The 16,020-nt window shown below is 74.4% G+C and carries 11 protein-coding genes and 1 pseudogene; 7 read left to right on the top strand and 5 right to left on the bottom strand.

The features are described from left to right. Nucleotides 1-115: 115 nt before the first annotated feature. Nucleotides 116-1,236, top strand: a pseudogene (locus KGD83_RS05440) (galactokinase family protein). A 184-nt stretch (nucleotides 1,237-1,420) separates the two neighbouring features. Then, a complete protein-coding gene (locus KGD83_RS05435) occupies nucleotides 1,421-2,716 on the top strand; it encodes an LCP family protein (RefSeq protein ID WP_212642812.1) in 1,296 nt (431 codons plus the stop codon). Nucleotides 2,717-3,274: 558 nt separating this feature from the next. Here KGD83_RS05435 and KGD83_RS05430 read toward each other — a convergent pair. Both KGD83_RS05430 and KGD83_RS05425 read right to left on the bottom strand, forming a co-directional pair. Further along, complete coding sequence (locus KGD83_RS05430) at nucleotides 3,275-4,492, bottom strand: NADP-dependent isocitrate dehydrogenase (RefSeq protein WP_212642811.1); 1,218 nt, start codon at nucleotides 4,490-4,492, stop codon at nucleotides 3,275-3,277. Between the two features lie 183 nt (nucleotides 4,493-4,675). Next, nucleotides 4,676-5,161 carry a DUF3017 domain-containing protein gene (locus tag KGD83_RS05425; RefSeq protein WP_212642810.1) on the bottom strand — a complete coding sequence of 162 codons (486 nt, stop codon included), beginning with the start codon at nucleotides 5,159-5,161 and terminating at the stop codon, nucleotides 4,676-4,678. Between the two features lie 525 nt (nucleotides 5,162-5,686). Here KGD83_RS05425 and KGD83_RS05420 point away from each other — a divergent pair. Continuing rightward, nucleotides 5,687-6,292, top strand: coding sequence for an FHA domain-containing protein (locus KGD83_RS05420; protein ID WP_212642809.1), 606 nt, complete (start codon nucleotides 5,687-5,689; stop codon nucleotides 6,290-6,292). 366 nt (nucleotides 6,293-6,658) lie between these two features. On the opposite strand, the gene KGD83_RS05415 is transcribed toward KGD83_RS05420, so the two are convergent. The 3 genes from KGD83_RS05415 to purN are packed head-to-tail and all read right to left on the bottom strand — an operon-like array spanning nucleotide 6,659 to nucleotide 9,730. Beyond that, nucleotides 6,659-7,513, bottom strand: coding sequence for a bifunctional methylenetetrahydrofolate dehydrogenase/methenyltetrahydrofolate cyclohydrolase (locus KGD83_RS05415; protein WP_212642808.1), 855 nt, complete (start codon nucleotides 7,511-7,513; stop codon nucleotides 6,659-6,661). A 16-nt stretch (nucleotides 7,514-7,529) separates the two neighbouring features. Further along, entirely contained in the window at nucleotides 7,530-9,098 is a 1,569-nt protein-coding gene (purH, locus tag KGD83_RS05410) for a bifunctional phosphoribosylaminoimidazolecarboxamide formyltransferase/IMP cyclohydrolase (RefSeq protein WP_212642807.1), read from the bottom strand. Beyond that, the gene (gene purN / locus KGD83_RS05405) at nucleotides 9,095-9,730 is read right to left on the bottom strand and encodes a phosphoribosylglycinamide formyltransferase (protein WP_212644278.1); all 636 of its coding nucleotides are present in this window, start codon (nucleotides 9,728-9,730) and stop codon (nucleotides 9,095-9,097) included. Before purN ends, purH begins: the two co-directional genes overlap by 4 nt. 438 nt (nucleotides 9,731-10,168) lie before the next feature. On the opposite strand from purN, the gene KGD83_RS05400 reads away from it, so the two are divergent. The 4 genes from KGD83_RS05400 (at nucleotide 10,169) to KGD83_RS05385 (ending at nucleotide 15,971) form a co-directional block, all read left to right on the top strand. Continuing rightward, nucleotides 10,169-10,561, top strand: a complete 393-nt coding sequence (locus KGD83_RS05400; RefSeq protein WP_212642806.1) for a DUF4190 domain-containing protein — start codon at nucleotides 10,169-10,171, stop codon at nucleotides 10,559-10,561. Between the two features lie 216 nt (nucleotides 10,562-10,777). Beyond that, nucleotides 10,778-13,324 carry a lipopolysaccharide biosynthesis protein gene (locus tag KGD83_RS05395; protein WP_212642805.1) on the top strand — a complete coding sequence of 849 codons (2,547 nt, stop codon included), beginning with the start codon at nucleotides 10,778-10,780 and terminating at the stop codon, nucleotides 13,322-13,324. Continuing rightward, nucleotides 13,324-14,751 carry a ligase gene (locus KGD83_RS05390; protein ID WP_212642804.1) on the top strand — a complete coding sequence of 476 codons (1,428 nt, stop codon included), beginning with the start codon at nucleotides 13,324-13,326 and terminating at the stop codon, nucleotides 14,749-14,751. Before KGD83_RS05395 ends, KGD83_RS05390 begins: the two co-directional genes overlap by 1 nt. Beyond that, the gene (locus KGD83_RS05385) at nucleotides 14,748-15,971 is read left to right on the top strand and encodes a phosphotransferase (protein ID WP_212642803.1); all 1,224 of its coding nucleotides are present in this window, start codon (nucleotides 14,748-14,750) and stop codon (nucleotides 15,969-15,971) included. The genes KGD83_RS05390 and KGD83_RS05385 overlap by 4 nt, the downstream gene beginning before the upstream one ends. Nucleotides 15,972-16,020 lie beyond the last annotated feature (49 nt).

The following is a 16,020-nucleotide window of genomic DNA, read 5'->3' as shown; positions in this document are numbered from 1 at the left end:
CCGGCGGCGTACACCCCCTACGGGGACGAAGCGCTTCAGCGGGGGTGATCACGGACACGTCCGGGCCTTGGGCAGACTTGGGGGACGAAGAACCGTCCGGCGGAAGGGGGCCTCGGTGGGGGGCGCGGGGGCGCGGCTGCGTGCCGTGTTGGGTGTGCGGTCGGCGGGTCCGCGGGGGGCCTGGCCCGAGGAGGCGCCGGACGCCGACGCACTGGTCGGTCGGTTCCGGGCGCGGTTCCAGGCGCCGCCCGCGGGCGTGTGGCACGCGCCCGGGCGCCTGGCGGTCATGGGCGAGCACACCGCGGCCGGCGCGGGGGCCGGGCTGTACGCCGCCCTGCCCTGGGGCGTGACGGCCGCCGTGGGCACCGCTCCGGACCCGGGCGTGCACGTCGCCGCCCCGAGCGGCCCGCTGCGCCCCGGGACGCGGCGGCGCGCGCGGTGGCCGGGGCCGTGGCCGCCGCGCGCCGGGCGGGTGTCCTGGACGGCGACACGGGTGTGCGCGCGGTGCTGGACGCGGACCTGCCCGAACACGCCTCCCTGGGCTACACGGCCGCCGTGGGCGCGGCGGTGGCGCTGGCCCTGGCCGACCTGGGCGGCGGCCCCCCGCCCGAGGGCGCCACCGCCGACCAGCGGGTGGCCCTGGCGGCCCGCCCCGGGTGCGCGGTCCGGGTGAACCTGAGGAGCCTGCGCACCACCGTGCTGCCCTTCGACCTCGCCGGGGCCGGGCTGAGGCTCGTGGTGGTGGACACCGGCGCCCTGCCCCGGCGCGACCTGCGCGCGGCCCGCTCCGCCGAGCTGGAGCGCGCGCAGCGCACGCTCGGGCCGCTGCGCGCCGTCCAGGACCTGTCCGGGGCGCTGGCGAGCCTGCCGGACCCCGTGCTGCGCCGCCGGGTCGAGTACGCGGTGACCGAGGTGCACAGGCTCAACGCGGCCGTGGGGCTGCTCCGGGCCGGGCGCTTCGGGGAGGTCGGTCCGGTCCTGTCCGCCTCCCACCTGTCCCTGCGCGGCTTCGGGCTGCCCACGCCGGAGGTGGAGCTGGCCGCGGAGACCGCCGCGCGGGCCGGGGCGCGCGGGGTGCGGATGTCGGGCTGGGCGGGGACCGTGCTGGCCCTGGCCGCCGAGGAGCGGGTGGAGGGGATCGGCGAGGCGCTGGCCCGGGAGTTCCGCGCCGACGGCCGGGTCCCGCCGCGCGTGCGCGCCGCCGTGCCCTCCGCGGGCGCCCACCGGCTGCGCTGAGACCGGTCGGGCCGGCGGGCCCGGGGCCCGGACACGGCGCGGAGGCGGTCGCGCGGCGGGAGCCCGCGGGGTTCCCGGAGGCCGAACCGGGACATTGCGCCGAACCCCGCTACCCTTTTCGCGATCACACAGGGTGGAAGTAAGCGACGAGGCGATCCACGACGCTGAGCAGATGGGCGATGCGATGGCTGACCGACGGAACCGTGACGACCCCGGTCGCACCGGCGAGCACGACAGACAGGGCGTGTTCCGGCGCGGCGGGTCCCCGGACAGGCCGGACGAGTTCGAGAAGCTCTACCGCCCGCGCGAGTCCGAGCAGAGGGTGGTCGGCGAGACGCGTCGGCTCCCGCCCGCCGAGGACGTGCCCCCCGTACGGCCGAGGCGGTCCCAGAGGCCTCAGCAGTCCCAGAGGTCCAGGCGCACACACAGCGCCGGACGCGTCTACGACGGCCGCGGCCTCGAACGCAGGCGCAAGGAGCGCAAGCGGCGGCTGGCCACGACCGTCACGGTGACCGTGCTGGTGCTGTTGCTGGTCGTCCCCCTGGTCTTCGTCGGCGGGTTCTACGTGTACGCGAACTCGCGGCTGGAGCGGGTGGAGGCCCTGCTGGACTACGAGGGCCGCCCGGACGGGCAGCCCGGCACGACCTACATGGTCGTCGGCTCCGACAGCCGCCAGGGCCTGTCCGAGGAGCAGATGGACGAGATGGCCACCGGCTACGCCGAGGGCCGCCGGACCGACACCATCATGGTGCTCTACATCCCCGACGAGGGCGACCCCACCATCGTCAGCGTCCCCCGCGACTCCTACGTCCCCCTCGCCGTCCCCGGTTACGCCGACAACAAGATCAACACCGCCTTCGCCGACACCGTGTGCGGCACGAACGACGCGGGCGAGGAGGTCTGCGGCGGCCCCGCCCCCCTGGTGGAGACCTTCGAGCGCGCCTCGGGCGTGCACATCGACCACTACGTGGAGATCGGCATGGGCGGCTTCGTCGACATCGTGGACGCGGTGGGCGGCGTGGAGCTGTGCCCTGAGGAGGCCATGGCCGACCCCAAGGCCGGGCTGGACATCGAGGCGGGCTGCCAGACGATGGACGGCGGCACCGCCCTGGGCTACGTGCGCACCCGGGCCACGCCGCGCGCCGACCTGGACCGCATCGCCCGCCAGCGCGAGTTCTTCTCGGCGCTGGTCCAGACGGCCAGCGCGCCCTCCACGCTGTTCAACCCCTTCGAGTCCGTCCCGCTGGTGCTCGCGGGCACCGACACCTTCATGGTGGACGAGGGCGACGACCTGCGGCACCTGGGCAGCATGCTCCTGGCGATGCGCGGCGGTACGCAGACCACCGCGATCCCCGTGGGCCAGACCCCCACGCTGGACGGGGTCGGCTCGGTGGTGATCTGGGACGAGGCGCGCTCCGAGGAGATGTTCGCCGCCATGCGGGCAGGGGAGCCGATCCCCGAGAGCGCCTTCCAGGAGTAGACCGGAGGCCGGACCGCCTCGGGCCGCGCAAGTGCGGGCGGTCCGGGGAAAGGCGAAGGGCCCGTCGCCGAAGCGACGGGCCCTTCTTCGTGACGTTCCGTACTGTGCGCGCCTACCCCCCAGCGGGCGCACGGCCGGCACGTCGGTCATAGTGGCAGAGGAGCCGAAACCCGCTCTGGCCTGCCGATTCTCACCGGCACGTCTCCACAATAGGTCAAAGTTCGCGTAAGGTGCGAATCCTGTGCACGTGGCCTATGTCGCACCCTCGGGCCTCTGCGGTGGTCCGGCGTTGCCATCCTGCCACCGCCGGCCCGCGCATGTACGCCGAACACGGGAAACACGCCGGGAAACTTTGGCCGACCGCGGTCCCAGAACCCCGCGAAGGCCGCGTTCGCGACACCCGGGCCCCTCGGGGGCGGGTTCCTCCCGCACCCGGCACGGCGAAGCCCGGCCGCCCCCGAGGGGCGACCGGGCGTGAGCGAGGTCTCACCCGGACGGTACGGATCAGGACCGTCCGGGTCCGCCGCGCGCACCGCCGCTCGGACGGAGCGCGGGGGCTCAGGCCAGGCGCTTGGCGAGGTTCTCGTCCAGCGCGGCCAGGAACTGCTCCGTGGTCAGGAACTCCTGGTCGCCGCCGACGAGCAGCGCGAGGTCCTTGGTCATCTGGCCGCCCTCGACGGTCTTGATGACGACGTCCTCCAGGGTGTTGGCGAACTCGACGACCTTGGGGGTGTTGTCGAGCTTGCCCCGGTGCTCCAGACCGCGGGTCCACGCGAAGATGGAGGCGATCGGGTTGGTGGAGGTGGGCTTGCCCTGCTGGTGCTGGCGGTAGTGGCGGGTCACCGTGCCGTGGGCGGCCTCGGCCTCGACCGTGCGGCCGTCCGCGGTGCGCAGGACGGAGGTCATCAGGCCGAGGGAGCCGAAGCCCTGGGCGACGGTGTCGGACTGCACGTCACCGTCGTAGTTCTTGCAGGCCCAGACGTAGCCGCCCTCCCACTTGAGCGCCGCGGCGACCATGTCGTCGATGAGGCGGTGCTCGTAGGTCAGGCCCGCGGCGTCGAAGCGGTCCTTGAACTCGGTCTCGAAGATCTCCTGGAACACGTCCTTGAACATGCCGTCGTAGGCCTTGAGGATCGTGTTCTTGGTGGACATGTAGACCGGGTAGTTGCGGTCCAGGCCGTAGTTCAGGCTCGCGCGCGCGAAGTCCTCGATGGACTTGCGGAAGTTGTACATGCCCATCGCGACGCCGCCCGCCTCGGGGAAGTTGGCGATGTCGAACTCGACCGGCTCGCTGCCGTCGGCCGGGGTGTAGGTCATGGTGACCGTGCCGGGACCGGGCACCTTGAAGTCGGTGGCCTTGTACTGGTCGCCGTGGGCGTGGCGGCCGATGATGATCGGCTTGGTCCAGCCCGGGACCAGGCGGGGCACGTTCTCGCAGATGATGGGCTCGCGGAAGACGACGCCGCCGAGGATGTTGCGGATGGTGCCGTTGGGCGACCGCCACATCTTCTTGAGGCCGAACTCCTCCACCCGGGCCTCGTCCGGGGTGATGGTGGCGCACTTGACGCCGACGCCGTGCTCCTTGATGGCGTTGGCCGCGTCGACGGTGATCTGGTCGTCGGTGCGGTCGCGCTCCTCGATGCCCAGGTCGTAGTACTTCAGGTCGACGTCGAGGTAGGGGAGGATCAGACGGTCCTTGATGAAGGACCAGATGATCCGGGTCATCTCGTCGCCGTCGAGCTCGACTACGGGGTTCTCGACCTTGATCTTGGCCATGGCTGTGTGGCTGTCCCTTCAGTCTTCGCTGCCGCCTCGTGCGCCGCGGGCCCGCGTCCGGCTCGCGGCCGGAGGCCGGTCCGCGCACCCGGCGGTCCACCGGTCCCGTCCGGGGTCCGTGCTCCCCGGCGGGCAGGTGGCTTCTCGGTGTCGCGGTATCTCGACGTCAAGCTTATTCGACGCCTAAGCGGACAGTTGCGGCGCCACCCATGCCAGCACGATCAGCAGGACCGCGAGGGTGGTCAGGGTGAGCAGGTCGATCCACCGGCGGCGCACGGCGAGCATCCCGACCCAGTCCCGGGGCAGGAGCACCCGGAAGGTCGCCGCCAGCAGCAGCGCGCCCGCGATGATCGCCGGTCCGCGCTTGAAGTAGGCCGCGGCCACGACCACGATCCCCGCCGCGAGCGCCGACATGACCAGGAAGTAGGGCACCTGCGAGAGCCAGTACGGCGTCTCGGGCCCCTCCGCGGTCGGCTCCCGCGCGACTTCCCCGGAGTCCGCCCCGGAGTCCCTGGCGGAACCGCCGCCGGGCTCCGGCCCCCCGGGTCCGTCCCCGCCCGGCGCTCCCCCCTCGGGCTCCCGCCCGCCGCGGGCCGCCCCGCCGGGTGCCCTCGCACCGGGCGCGCCCTCGTCCGCGTCCGCCAAATCCGCCTGCCCCGCCTTGTCCACCGCGTCCCGACCCGTTCGGTTACGAAAGTGCTTGGCCGCCTCGCGGCTCGTTCACGGTCTTCTCCCGGGAACTGGCACGGACCGGCCATCCGTCGAGGACTGGCTGTCCGAAAACCGAACACCGCTCCGGAGGCTCGCGTCCGTGAGGGTTTCGGCGGCACCGCGCGGGAAGCGAGGCTTCCCGTCCGGGAGAGACTGCGCCCATTGTAGTGATCCGGACCGCCGACTCCTCAGGGCTCACGGAAACGGTCCGGCTCGGGCCCCGAACGCCCATGACCGTTTCCCGCTTCCGCTTCGGCCACAGAGGCGTATTTGCACGCCTTATCCGTCTAACTCCGGAGTAAGCGCGTAGAACGCTTACCGCCCGGGTAACCAAGCTGGAGATGAGTGCACCGGTGAGCGAGGACCACCCCCATGAAGCCCACTCCACGCGTAGACCGAACCGTCACCCCACGACAGCCTCCCCTCCACCACCGTCGCCCGCACCCCCACCGGCAGCGCCACCCCACTCCGGGAGGAACCACCGTGGACGGGCCCTACCTCCGCGTCGAAGAGACCGGGGACATACGCCAGCTCGCCGGTGAGGTCACCACGGTCGGCCGCGGGGAGGGCGCCGACATCAGGCTGAACGATCCGAGCGTCTCCCAGCTGCACGCCGAACTGGTCCGCCGCGGCCCCTACGTCTACGTGGTGGACCTGGGCCTGTCGCGCAACGGGACCCGGGTGAACGGCCGCCCCATCGCCCGCCGGGTGCTGGAGGAGGGCGACGTGGTGAGCTTCGGCACCGCGCGCTGCCGGGTCGGCGGACTGCCCAAGGAGCAGATCAGCCCCGACATCGAGCTGCGCCGCGGCGCCGCCCCCGAGCTCACCCGCCGGGAGCTGGACGTGCTGACCGCGCTGTGCCAGCCCGCGCTGTCGGAGGAGGCCTTCGTGGCCCCCGCCACCGCCCGGGACATCGCCGAGGCGCTGGTGGTCACCGAGGCGGCGGTCAAACAGCACCTGTTGCGGCTGTACCAGAAGTTCCGCATCCCCGAGGGGCAGAACCGCAGGACGCGGCTGGCCAACGAGGTCGTGGCGCTGGGCCTGGTGCGGCCGATGCCGATGGGCGGCTCGACCCGCAAGGCCAGCTGAGCGCTCCCCCGGCCCCACCGGAGGGTGCCGTGCGAACGGTCGGGCCGGAGCCGGTCACGCAGTGCGACCGGGTTCGGCCCGTGTGTGACGCCGGAGCCGGGCCCCGCCTCGAACGGGGCCCGGCAGGGGTGCGGTTGGGGATGGTCCTCCGGACCGGCCTCGGCTTGTGGGGGTCGGTTCTGGCGCCCACGGGGTTCTGGAGGGGCCGGAGGCGGGTTCGCGAGGAACGGGCGAACCCGCCGTAGGCACCGAAGGTTCCCGTGCTTCGGGCGCCCGAACACAAGAAGGACCGAGCGCAGCGTCCGTCGGGGGTCGTGGCGGGCGACGGGTGGGACGAAGCGAAGCGGAGGCCCCAGAAAACACTGCCTAGAGGGCGGCCTGCCGCTCGGCGGCCTCCACCACGTTCACCAGCAGCATCGCCCGGGTCATCGGGCCCACGCCGCCGGGGTTGGGCGACAGGTGCCCGGCCACCTCGGCCACGTCGGGGACGACGTCGCCGACCAGGCCCGACTCGGTGCGCGAGACGCCCACGTCCAGCACGGCCGCGCCCGGCTTCACCATGTCCTTGGTGATGAGCCCGGGCACTCCGGCACCGGCGACGATGATGTCCGCGCGGCGCGTGTGCTCGGCCAGGTCCCGTGTGCCGGTGTGGCACAGGGTGACGGTGGCGTTCTCCGACCGGCGGGTCAGCAGCAGGCCGAGGGGCCGGCCCACGGTCACGCCGCGCCCGACCACGACCACCTCGGCGCCCTTGAGCGGCACCTCGTAGCGGGTGAGCAGCTCCACGATGCCGCGCGGGGTGCACGGCAGCGGCGCCTCCTGCATCAGCACCAGCTTGCCGAGGTTGGAGGGCTGGAGGCCGTCCGCGTCCTTGACCGGGTCGATCAGGCCCAGCACGCGGTTCTCGTCCAGGCCCCTGGGCAGCGGGAGCTGCACGATGTAGCCGGTGCAGGCCGGGTCCGAGTTGAGTTCGTGGACGGCCTGCTCCACCTGCTCCTGGGTGGCGTCGGCGGGCAGGTCGCGGCGGATGCTGGCGATGCCCACCTGGGCGCAGTCGCGGTGCTTGCCGCGCACGTAGGAGTGGCTGCCCGGGTCGTCGCCGACCAGGACCGTGCCCAGACCGGGGGTGACGCCGCGGTCGTGCAGCTTGGCCACCCGCTCGGAGAGCTCCTCGCGGATGGACTTGGCGACGGCCTTGCCGTCCAGGACGATCGCGCTCATGCGTGTGTCTCCTCGCTCAGTGGAAGAAGTGCCGGGTCCCGGTGAGGTACATGGTCACGCCGGCCGCCTCGGCCGCGGCCACGACCTCCTCGTCGCGGACCGAGCCGCCGGGCTGGACGACGGCGCGGACCCCCGCACCGGTGAGGATCTCCAGGCCGTCGGGGAAGGGGAAGAAGGCGTCGCTGGCCGCGACGGAGCCGGTCACCCTCTCGCCCGCGCGCGTGACCGCCAGGCGGGCGGAGTCCACACGGTTGACCTGGCCCATGCCCACGCCCACGGTGGCGCCGCCGGAGGCCAGGAGGATGGCGTTGGACTTGACCGCGCGCACGGCCTTCCAGGCGAAGGCCAGGTCGGCCAGGGTGGCCTCGTCGGCCGGCTCGCCGGTGGCCAGGGTCCAGGTGGAGGGGTCGTCGCCGGGGGCGTCGATGGCGTCGCGCGACTGCACCAGCAGGCCGCCGCTGATCTGGCGGTGCTCCACGCCCGCGCCGGGGCCGGAGCCCTGCGCCACGAGCAGGCGGATGTTCTTCTTGCGGCTGAGGATCTCCACGGCCGCGGGCTCGAAGGCGGGGGCGACGACGACCTCGGTGAAGATCTCCGCGATCTGCCCGGCCAGCTCCTCGCCGACGGGGCGGTTGGTGGCGATGACGCCGCCGAAGGCCGACACCGGGTCGCAGGCGTGCGCCCTGCGGTGGGCCTCGGCGTTGTCGGCGCCGACGGCGATCCCGCACGGGTTGGCGTGCTTGATGATGGCCACGCACGGCTGGTCGAAGTCGTGGGCGGCGCGCAGCGCGGCGTCGGCGTCCACGTAGTTGTTGTAGGACATCGCCTTGCCGTGCAGCTGCTCGGCTCCGGCCAGGCCGGTCTCCGGGGCGCCCGCGACGGTGTAGAGCGCCGCCTTCTGGTGGGGGTTCTCGCCGTAGCGCAGGACGTCCCTGCGGTTGTGGACGGTGGCCAGGAAGCCGGGCCAACCCGACTCGGCGGCCTCGGCGTCGGGGGCGTACTCGGCCGCGAACCAGTCGGCGACGGCCGCGTCGTAGGCGGCGGTGTGCTGGAAGGCGAGCCCGGCCAGGCGCTTTCGCTGCTCCAGGGTGAAGCCGCCGTCGCGGACGGCCTCCAGGGCGGCGTCGTAACTGCCCGGGTCGACCACGATCGCGACACTGCCGTGGTTCTTGGCCGAGGCGCGCACCATGGCGGGGCCGCCGATGTCGATCTTCTCGATGCAGTCGGCCTCGGAGGCACCGGAGGCGACGGTGTCCTGGAAGGGGTAGAGGTTGACCACGACCAGGTCGAAGGGGGCGATGCCCAGCTCCTTGATCCTGGCGACGTGCTCGGGGTTGTTCTGGTCGGCCAGCAGCCCGGCGTGCACGGAGGGGTGCAGCGTCTTGACGCGGCCCTCCATGATCTCGGGGAAGCCGGTGACGTCCTCCACGGGGGTGACGGGGATGTCGGCCGCGCGCAGCCGCGCGGCGGTGGAGCCGGTGGAGACGATCTCCACCCCGGCCTCGGCCAGGCCGATGCCCAGCTCCTCCAGACCGGTCTTGTCGTAGACGCTGATCAACGCACGCCTGATGGCCTGCTGGGTCACCGGTTCTCCTTCGTGTCGGTCGCGTCGGTGACGCGCTGCTCGGTGCGGCCGAACCGCACGTGCCTGCCGTCGATGGTCCAGCCCTCGCGGGCGAGCCTGCCGACCGTGTCGACCAGCATCGCCCGCTCCACGGTCTTGATGCGCTCGTGGAGGCTGGCTTCGTCATCGCCGTCCTCGACGGGCACCGCGACCTGGTCGATGATCGGACCGGAGTCGACGCCCTCGTCGAGGAAGTGGATGGTGGTGCCGGTGACGCGGACACCGTGGGCGAGCGCGTCACGCACGGCGTGCGCGCCGGGGAAGGAGGGCAGCAGCGCGGGGTGGATGTTGACCGCGGGGTGGCTGCCGACCACGGCGGGGCCGAGGATGCGCATGAAGCCCGCGGAGACCACCAGGTCGGGGCGGTGCTCGCTGATGCGTTCGGCCATGGCGGCGTTCCACCGCGAGCGGTCGGAGTAGTCGCGGAAGGGGACGACGAACGCGGGCACACCGGCCTCCTCGGCCAGTTCGACGCCGCGGGTCCCCTCGCGGTCGGAGCCGACGGCGACGACGGTCGCCCCGTAGGCCGGGTCCCTGGCCGCCTCCAGCAGGGCGGCCATGTTGCTGCCCGTGCCCGATATGAGGACCACCACTCGCGCGGACAATGCTTCTCCCATTGTGTAGAGAACGGTGCGAGAGCCGCCTCTGGCCTTCCGGGGGCGCCGGGGGACGGCGCAGCATCCGGATCTCGCGTACGCCGGTCCGGGCCGGCGCGCGCCGGAGCCGGAGGCGTGGTGTGCGGGTGACCCGATCGCCCTCCGCCGGGCGCTCCCCCGCGGGCCTCCATGGGCCGGAGGCGTCCGTTGGGGGTGGCGGCGGGTGACGGGCGGGTGACGGGCGCGCCCGCTGGGCCCGCCCGCGTTCCCACCCTATCGGTCCAGGTAGCGTCTACCCACGGGGAGTGGGTGTTGGCCGACCTGTGACGGGGGTCTCGGCGGCCCCCGGACCGGCGTGACCATGGACGACGGGTAGCCTCCGTGCGGCGGAGGCGACCACGGCGCCCCGAGCGGGGCGCGCATAAGGAGTGAACCTTGACCGACAACAGCCCGGAGCCCCGGAACGAGGGGCAGCCGCCCAGAGCCGAACGCGGCGGCCTGTGGGGCCTGTTCTTCGGGGCGGCCGGCCTGCTGCTGCCGCCCTACGGGGTCGTGCTGTCCGTGTTCGGTGTCGTGCAGGGCTTCCGGGCGAGGCGGGCCGCGCGGGCGAACCGCACCGAGGCGCCGGGCGCGCTGATGAGCGTGGTCGTGGGCGTGCTGGGGATCGTGATGTCGCTGTCGCTGTTCGCGGTGGCCGTGGTGTACCAGGAGCAGATGGCGCAGTACCGGGAGTGCTCGGCCCTGGCGCACACGGTCTCCAGCCAGAACGAGTGCGACGAGGCGTGGGAGTCCTCCACCGGTCTTCCGCCCACGGTGGTCATCAGCTAGAGGCCGGTCGGGGCGTCCGAGGGGGCGGCGGGGTGTCCCGCCGCCCCCTTCGCGTGCCCGGGAGTCTTGCCGGGTTGTGACGCGGCCTCCGGTTCCGGTCACTACCCGGGTCGGGAAACGACCGCTCGCCCACGCTGCGAAGACCCCCCAAGGGATTACACTTAGTATGCAATCAATCACTAAAAGTGTTGACTACCCTTGCGCGGAGAGGACTCGATGGACACCGACGCCCCCGGCCCGTCCGGACCGGAACTGAGGGAGTACACGGCTCTGCTGCGCCGCCGCTGGCGGTTCGTCGGCGCCGGGGTGCTCGGCGGGCTGGCGCTGGCCTCCGCCGCGGCGGTCGGACTCCCCGCCGCCTACACCTCCGTCTCCGCCGTCCAGGTCCAGCCCAGCGGGATGGCCGAGTTCACCGGGGAGCGCTCGGGCCGCCTGGCCGGGGACGTCAACCTCGACACCGAGGCGCAGGTCCTGCTGTCGGACCGCGTGTCGTCCGCCGTGGCCGAGGCCCTGGCGGAGGAGGGCGGCGCCGCGCCCTCGGTGACGGACCTGCGCGAGCGGGTGGACGTGAGCGTTCCCCCCAACAGCAGCGTCCTGGAGATCAGCTACTCCGCCGAGAGCCCGGAGGCCGCGCGGGCGGGCGCGCAGGCCTACGCCGACGCCTACCTCGAACTGCGCCGCGAGCGGATCGACGAGCTGATCGACGGCCACCTGGAGGCGCTGCGTGGTGAGCAGGAGGCCCGCTACGAGGCCCTCGCCGAGGCCGCCGCGGAGCCCGCCGGCCCCGGTGCGGACGCGCGGGTGGAGGCACTGCGCGCGGAGATCACCGAACTGGGCAACGGCATCAGCCCGCTCAGCGCCCTGGCGGAGACGGTCGAGCCCGGCGGGGTCATCACCCCGGCGGGGCTCCCAGAGCGCGCGAGCAGCCCGACGCCCGCCCTGTGGCTGATCGGCGGCGGTGCGCTCGGCCTGCTGGCGGGGCTGCTGGCGGCCGTGGTGCGCGACCGCCTCGACCCGTGGCTGCACGACGCCGAGGAGACCGGGCGGATCGGGGCGGTGCCGGTGCTGCTCGACCTGTCCGAGCGGGTCGGGCGCGGCCAGCGCTCCCCCGGGCTGCTGGCGGACGGCGACCGGCGCGGGCAGCGGGTCAACGAGTTCGCGCACCTGGTGCGCGCCCGCCTCGCCGCGGTCCCCGCTCCCCCGGCGGCCGACCGGCCCCTGGGGGGAGCCGGGGCGGGCGGGACGGGAGTGTACGAGCTCGCCGGAACGGACGCGGGCGGTGCCCGGGAGGGGGACGGGCCGGCCGGATTCCTCACTGAGGAGGAGGCCCTCGGCCGCGTGCTGCTCGTCACCGCGACCACCCCGGGCCGCGCCGGTGCGGCGGCCGCGGTGAACCTGGCCGCCTCCCTGGCCCGCACGGGCTCGGAGACGCTGCTGGTGTGCACCGACCCCCGCACCGACACGGTCGGCGAGCTGCTGGGACTGCCGGAGGGCCCCGGGTTGGCCGAGGCGCTGCTGGAGGGTGAGGACCCCGCCGGCCTGGAGGTGCGGCCCGGAGCGGTGTCCCGGCTGCGGGTCCTGCGCTACGGGTCGCCGGGTCTGGACGCGCCGGTGCAGGGCACCGCCATGCCGGAACTGGTACGGCTGCTGCGGGCGGGGGCGGAGTACGTGGTGGTGGCGGTGGCGCCGGTGAGCGAGCGCGCCGACGCGCACGCGCTGGCCGGCTCGGCCGACCTGATGCTGCCGGTGGTCGAACTGGACCGGACGCGCCGGGCCGAGCTGCGGGAGCTGCTCGTCCTCGCCGACCGGTTCGGGGTGCCCGTTGCGGGCACGGCCGTCCTGCCGCGCCAGCCGCTGGCCGGGCCCGCGCCGGTGGCGTCGCCGCCCGCCGCCGAGCCGGTCGCCGGGGAGGAGGCCGCCGGGTCCGGCCGCGCACCCGGAAGGGACGGAGCGGTCGGGTCGGACGAGGAGGCCGAGAGGGCCGAGGAGCCGGCCGGGGCCGCGAAGGGCCGCGCCGCTACGGGGATCGCGCTGACCGGCATCGTCAGCGAACTGCCCCCTGCCGGGGCCGCGGGGACACGGGGGCGCGGCGGGGCGGCACGGCCCCCGGCTCCCGGGGACGCCGAAGGGGTTCCGGGGGCGCCCGGTCCCCGGCGGGCGGAGGCCGCGGCGGGACTCGGGAAGGCCGTGGAGGGTCCGGCGGAGGACGGGGACTCCGCAGGCGCGGACGGCGGCGAGCGCGCCGGTGGCGTCGGCCCCGCCGAGGAGCGCTCCGGGGCGGCCGGGGCCGACACGGCCGAGCGGTTCGCGGAGGCGGCCAGGACCGGCGAGGGCACCGCGCAGGACGCGGCGGCCCCCCGCGACGGCGGGATACCCGCGGGTTTGGAGGTCCCCCGCGTGCTGGGCGGCGACGGTGCCACCCAGATCCCGGTGACGCCCGAGGCCGCCGGGAACGGCCGGACCGAGGAGGACGCCGCGGCCCCGGACCGGAGCGGAGCGGACGGGACCGGTGGGGCCAGCGACGGAGCCGCGGGGACCGCGGCTGCCCCGGGCACGGCCTCGGAGGCGGAGATGGCCTTCGGGCTGGCCCGGGCGGCCGAGTCTCGGGAGCCCCACGGCCCCGAGGCGACCGTCAGCGGCGCCGAGGCCACGGAGGCCCTCGTGGCCTTCGCGACCGAGGGGGCAGAGGGCACCGAGGAGTCCCGGCCGACCGGAGCCGCCGAGGACACCTCCCCCGGCGCCGCCCCGGGGACCCGGAACTGATGGCCTGGAGCACGTCCGCACGCGCCCCCCGGCCGACCGCCGGGGCGGCGGGCCCGGTCGTCGGCGGCCTCGGGGGCCCGCTCCCCGTGGGCGGAACCCGCGTCGGCACCGGTCGGCCGCTGCTCTGGCTGCTGGCCGGGTACCCCCTGTGGTGGGCGCTGGGCCTGGGGCAGTTCGCCTACTGGCTGTTCGCGGTCCCGATGGCCGCCGAGCTGGTGCGCCGGCACCGCGCCACGGGGCTGCGGGTCCCCCCGGGGTTCTGGCTGTGGGCGCTGTTCCTGCTGTGGACGGTGCTGGGCCTGTGCCTGGTCCACCTGGAGATGCCCGGGACCGTGCCGGGCAGCGGCGGATACGGCGGCGCCGTACTCCGTGCGGTCAACTACCTCGTGCTGACGGTCCTGCTGCTCTACGTCGGCAACCTCTCCGAGCGCGAGCTGCCCACGCGCGCGGTCGTGTGCGCGCTGGCGGTGCTGGGCCTGGCCACGGTCGCGGGCGGCTACCTGGGCATGCTCGCGCCCCGGTTCGAGTTCACGGCCCCGGCGGAGTACCTGCTCCCCGCCGCCCTCACCGCCGACCCCTACATGCAGGCCCTCATCCACCCGGCGTCCGCGCAGGTCATGGACATCTTCGGGTACGAGTCGGCCCGGCCGAAGGCGCCCTGGGAGTACACCAACATCTGGGGCTACATGCTCTCCCTGCTGCTGGTGTGGCTGGTGGTGGGCTGGGTGGCGCAGGGTTCGGGCTGGGTGCGCTGGGGCGGGCTGGCCGCCGCCGCGCTGGCCGTGGTCCCCGCCGTGTACTCGCTCAACCGGGCCCTGTGGGCGGGGCTGGCGCTGTCCGCGGCCTTCGCGGCCCACGTGGCGCTGCGCCGCGGCCGGGTGCTCCTGGTGGGCGCCTGCGCCGTCGCGAGCCTGGCGGTGCTCCTGGCGCTGGCCGCCTCACCGCTCGCCGACGTGGTGCGGGCCAGGCTCGACAACCCGCACAGCGACGACGGCCGGGCCGCCACCAACGCGGCGTCCGTGGAGGCCGCCCGACTGTCCCCGGTCACGGGGTGGGGCACCACCCGCGAGAGCCTGGGCAGCTCGGAGTCGATCGCGATCGGCCCCACCTCCGAGTGCCCCGGCTGCGGCCAGCACGTCATCGGCAACGCGGGACAGCTGTGGATGACGCTGATCGCCGGGGGCTGGGTGGGCACCGGCCTCATGTTCGCCTTCTTCGCGCACGTCGTGTGGCGCTACCGCCGCGCGGCCTCGCTGGAGGGGCAGGGCGCGCTGCTGACCGTGCTGCTGCTGTTCTGGTACATGTTCTTCTACGTCGCGCTGATGTCCCCGCTGGCCGTCACCATGGTCGCCGTCGCCCTGCTGTGGCGGGGCGAGGAACCGGTGCTCCGGCGGCGGACCGCGCGCACCCGCGGGGGTCTTTGGTGAACAGCGAGACGACCTACCTGACCGACCTCGCCGCGGTGCTGTGGCCGTGCGGCGGGCTGCTCGGCCCCGGCGACCGCGGTATGCGGCGGCTGGTGCGCCGCGACCGGGGCACCCAGTACCTTCCGGTCCCCAACGCCCAGAACCCCCGGGTGATCCTGCCCGCGCACGACCGGTCGGCGGCCACCCGGGGCATCACGTCCTTCGCGCAGGGGCACTCGTTCCGGGAGAGGGCGCGCACGCTGCTGCTGACCGGGGCGTTCGCCACCGGGCTGGCCCCGCTCCTGCTGCGCGACCGGCTGTACGTGGGGGCCGGTCCGGGTATCGAGCACGCGCTCACGGCGGCGCTGGACCGCGATCTGGCGGTCGCCATCCACGTGGGCCCGCCCCGGGCCAACCGCAAGCCGGTGCTTCTGCTGCTCACCCCCGGCGGACGCACGATCGGCTACGCCAAGGTGGCCGTCAACGACCTGACCTCGCGCCTGGTGCGCGCCGAGACGCGCGCCCTGCGCCAGCTTGCCGAGGCCCGCCTGCCCGACGTGACCGTCCCCCGGCTGCTGCACGAGGGCGAGTGGAACGGCCACCCGCTGCTGGTGCAGGAGGCGCTGCCGGTGGGCGTCCAGACCGACCGGCCCACGCGGCGCCAGCTGCTGAGATGCGTGACGCAGATCGTCGGGCTGTCCAGGGTGCGGCGCCGGAGGCTGTCCGACAGCCCCTACCGGCGGTCGCTGGAGGAGCGGATCGTGACGCTGGGCACGCGCCCCGAGGTGGGGCCCCTGCGCGCGGCGCTGCGCCGCCTGCCCGACGTGTACGTGCCATTCGGAGCCTGGCACGGCGACCTGACCAGGTGGAACATCGCCAGCACAGCGCGGCGCGCGTTCGTGTGGGACTGGGAGCGCCTCGCCATGGACGCGCCCGCGGGCTTCGACGCCCTGCACTACGACCTCAACGAGTGCGTGCAGGCCGGGGTCCACCCGGGGGTGCACCGGTGGCTGGAGAGCGGGTCGCGGCTGCTGCGCGACCCGCTGATGTCCGAGACCGGGGTGCGCTCCCACACGGTGTCCACGGTGATGGCGCTGTACCTGATCGATCTGGCCACCCGGTACCTGCACGACCGGCAGGACGAGAGCGGCGGCCACCTGGCGGCCGTGGACGACTGGCTGCTGCCCGCTCTGGAGGGGCTCCAGGAGAGGGCGGCCCACGAGGCCGCCCACCAGACCTGAACGTCCCCGACGGGCCCGGGCGGTCCTTCCGGGCCCGGGCGGCCCGGCG

Origin of the sequence: Nocardiopsis akebiae, from assembly GCF_018316795.1 — a bacterium.
Taxonomy (GTDB): Bacteria; Actinomycetota; Actinomycetes; order Streptosporangiales; family Streptosporangiaceae; genus Nocardiopsis; species Nocardiopsis dassonvillei.
The sequence above is the reverse complement of the archived record's forward strand: the minus strand, read 5'-3'. Positions and strand labels throughout refer to the sequence as shown.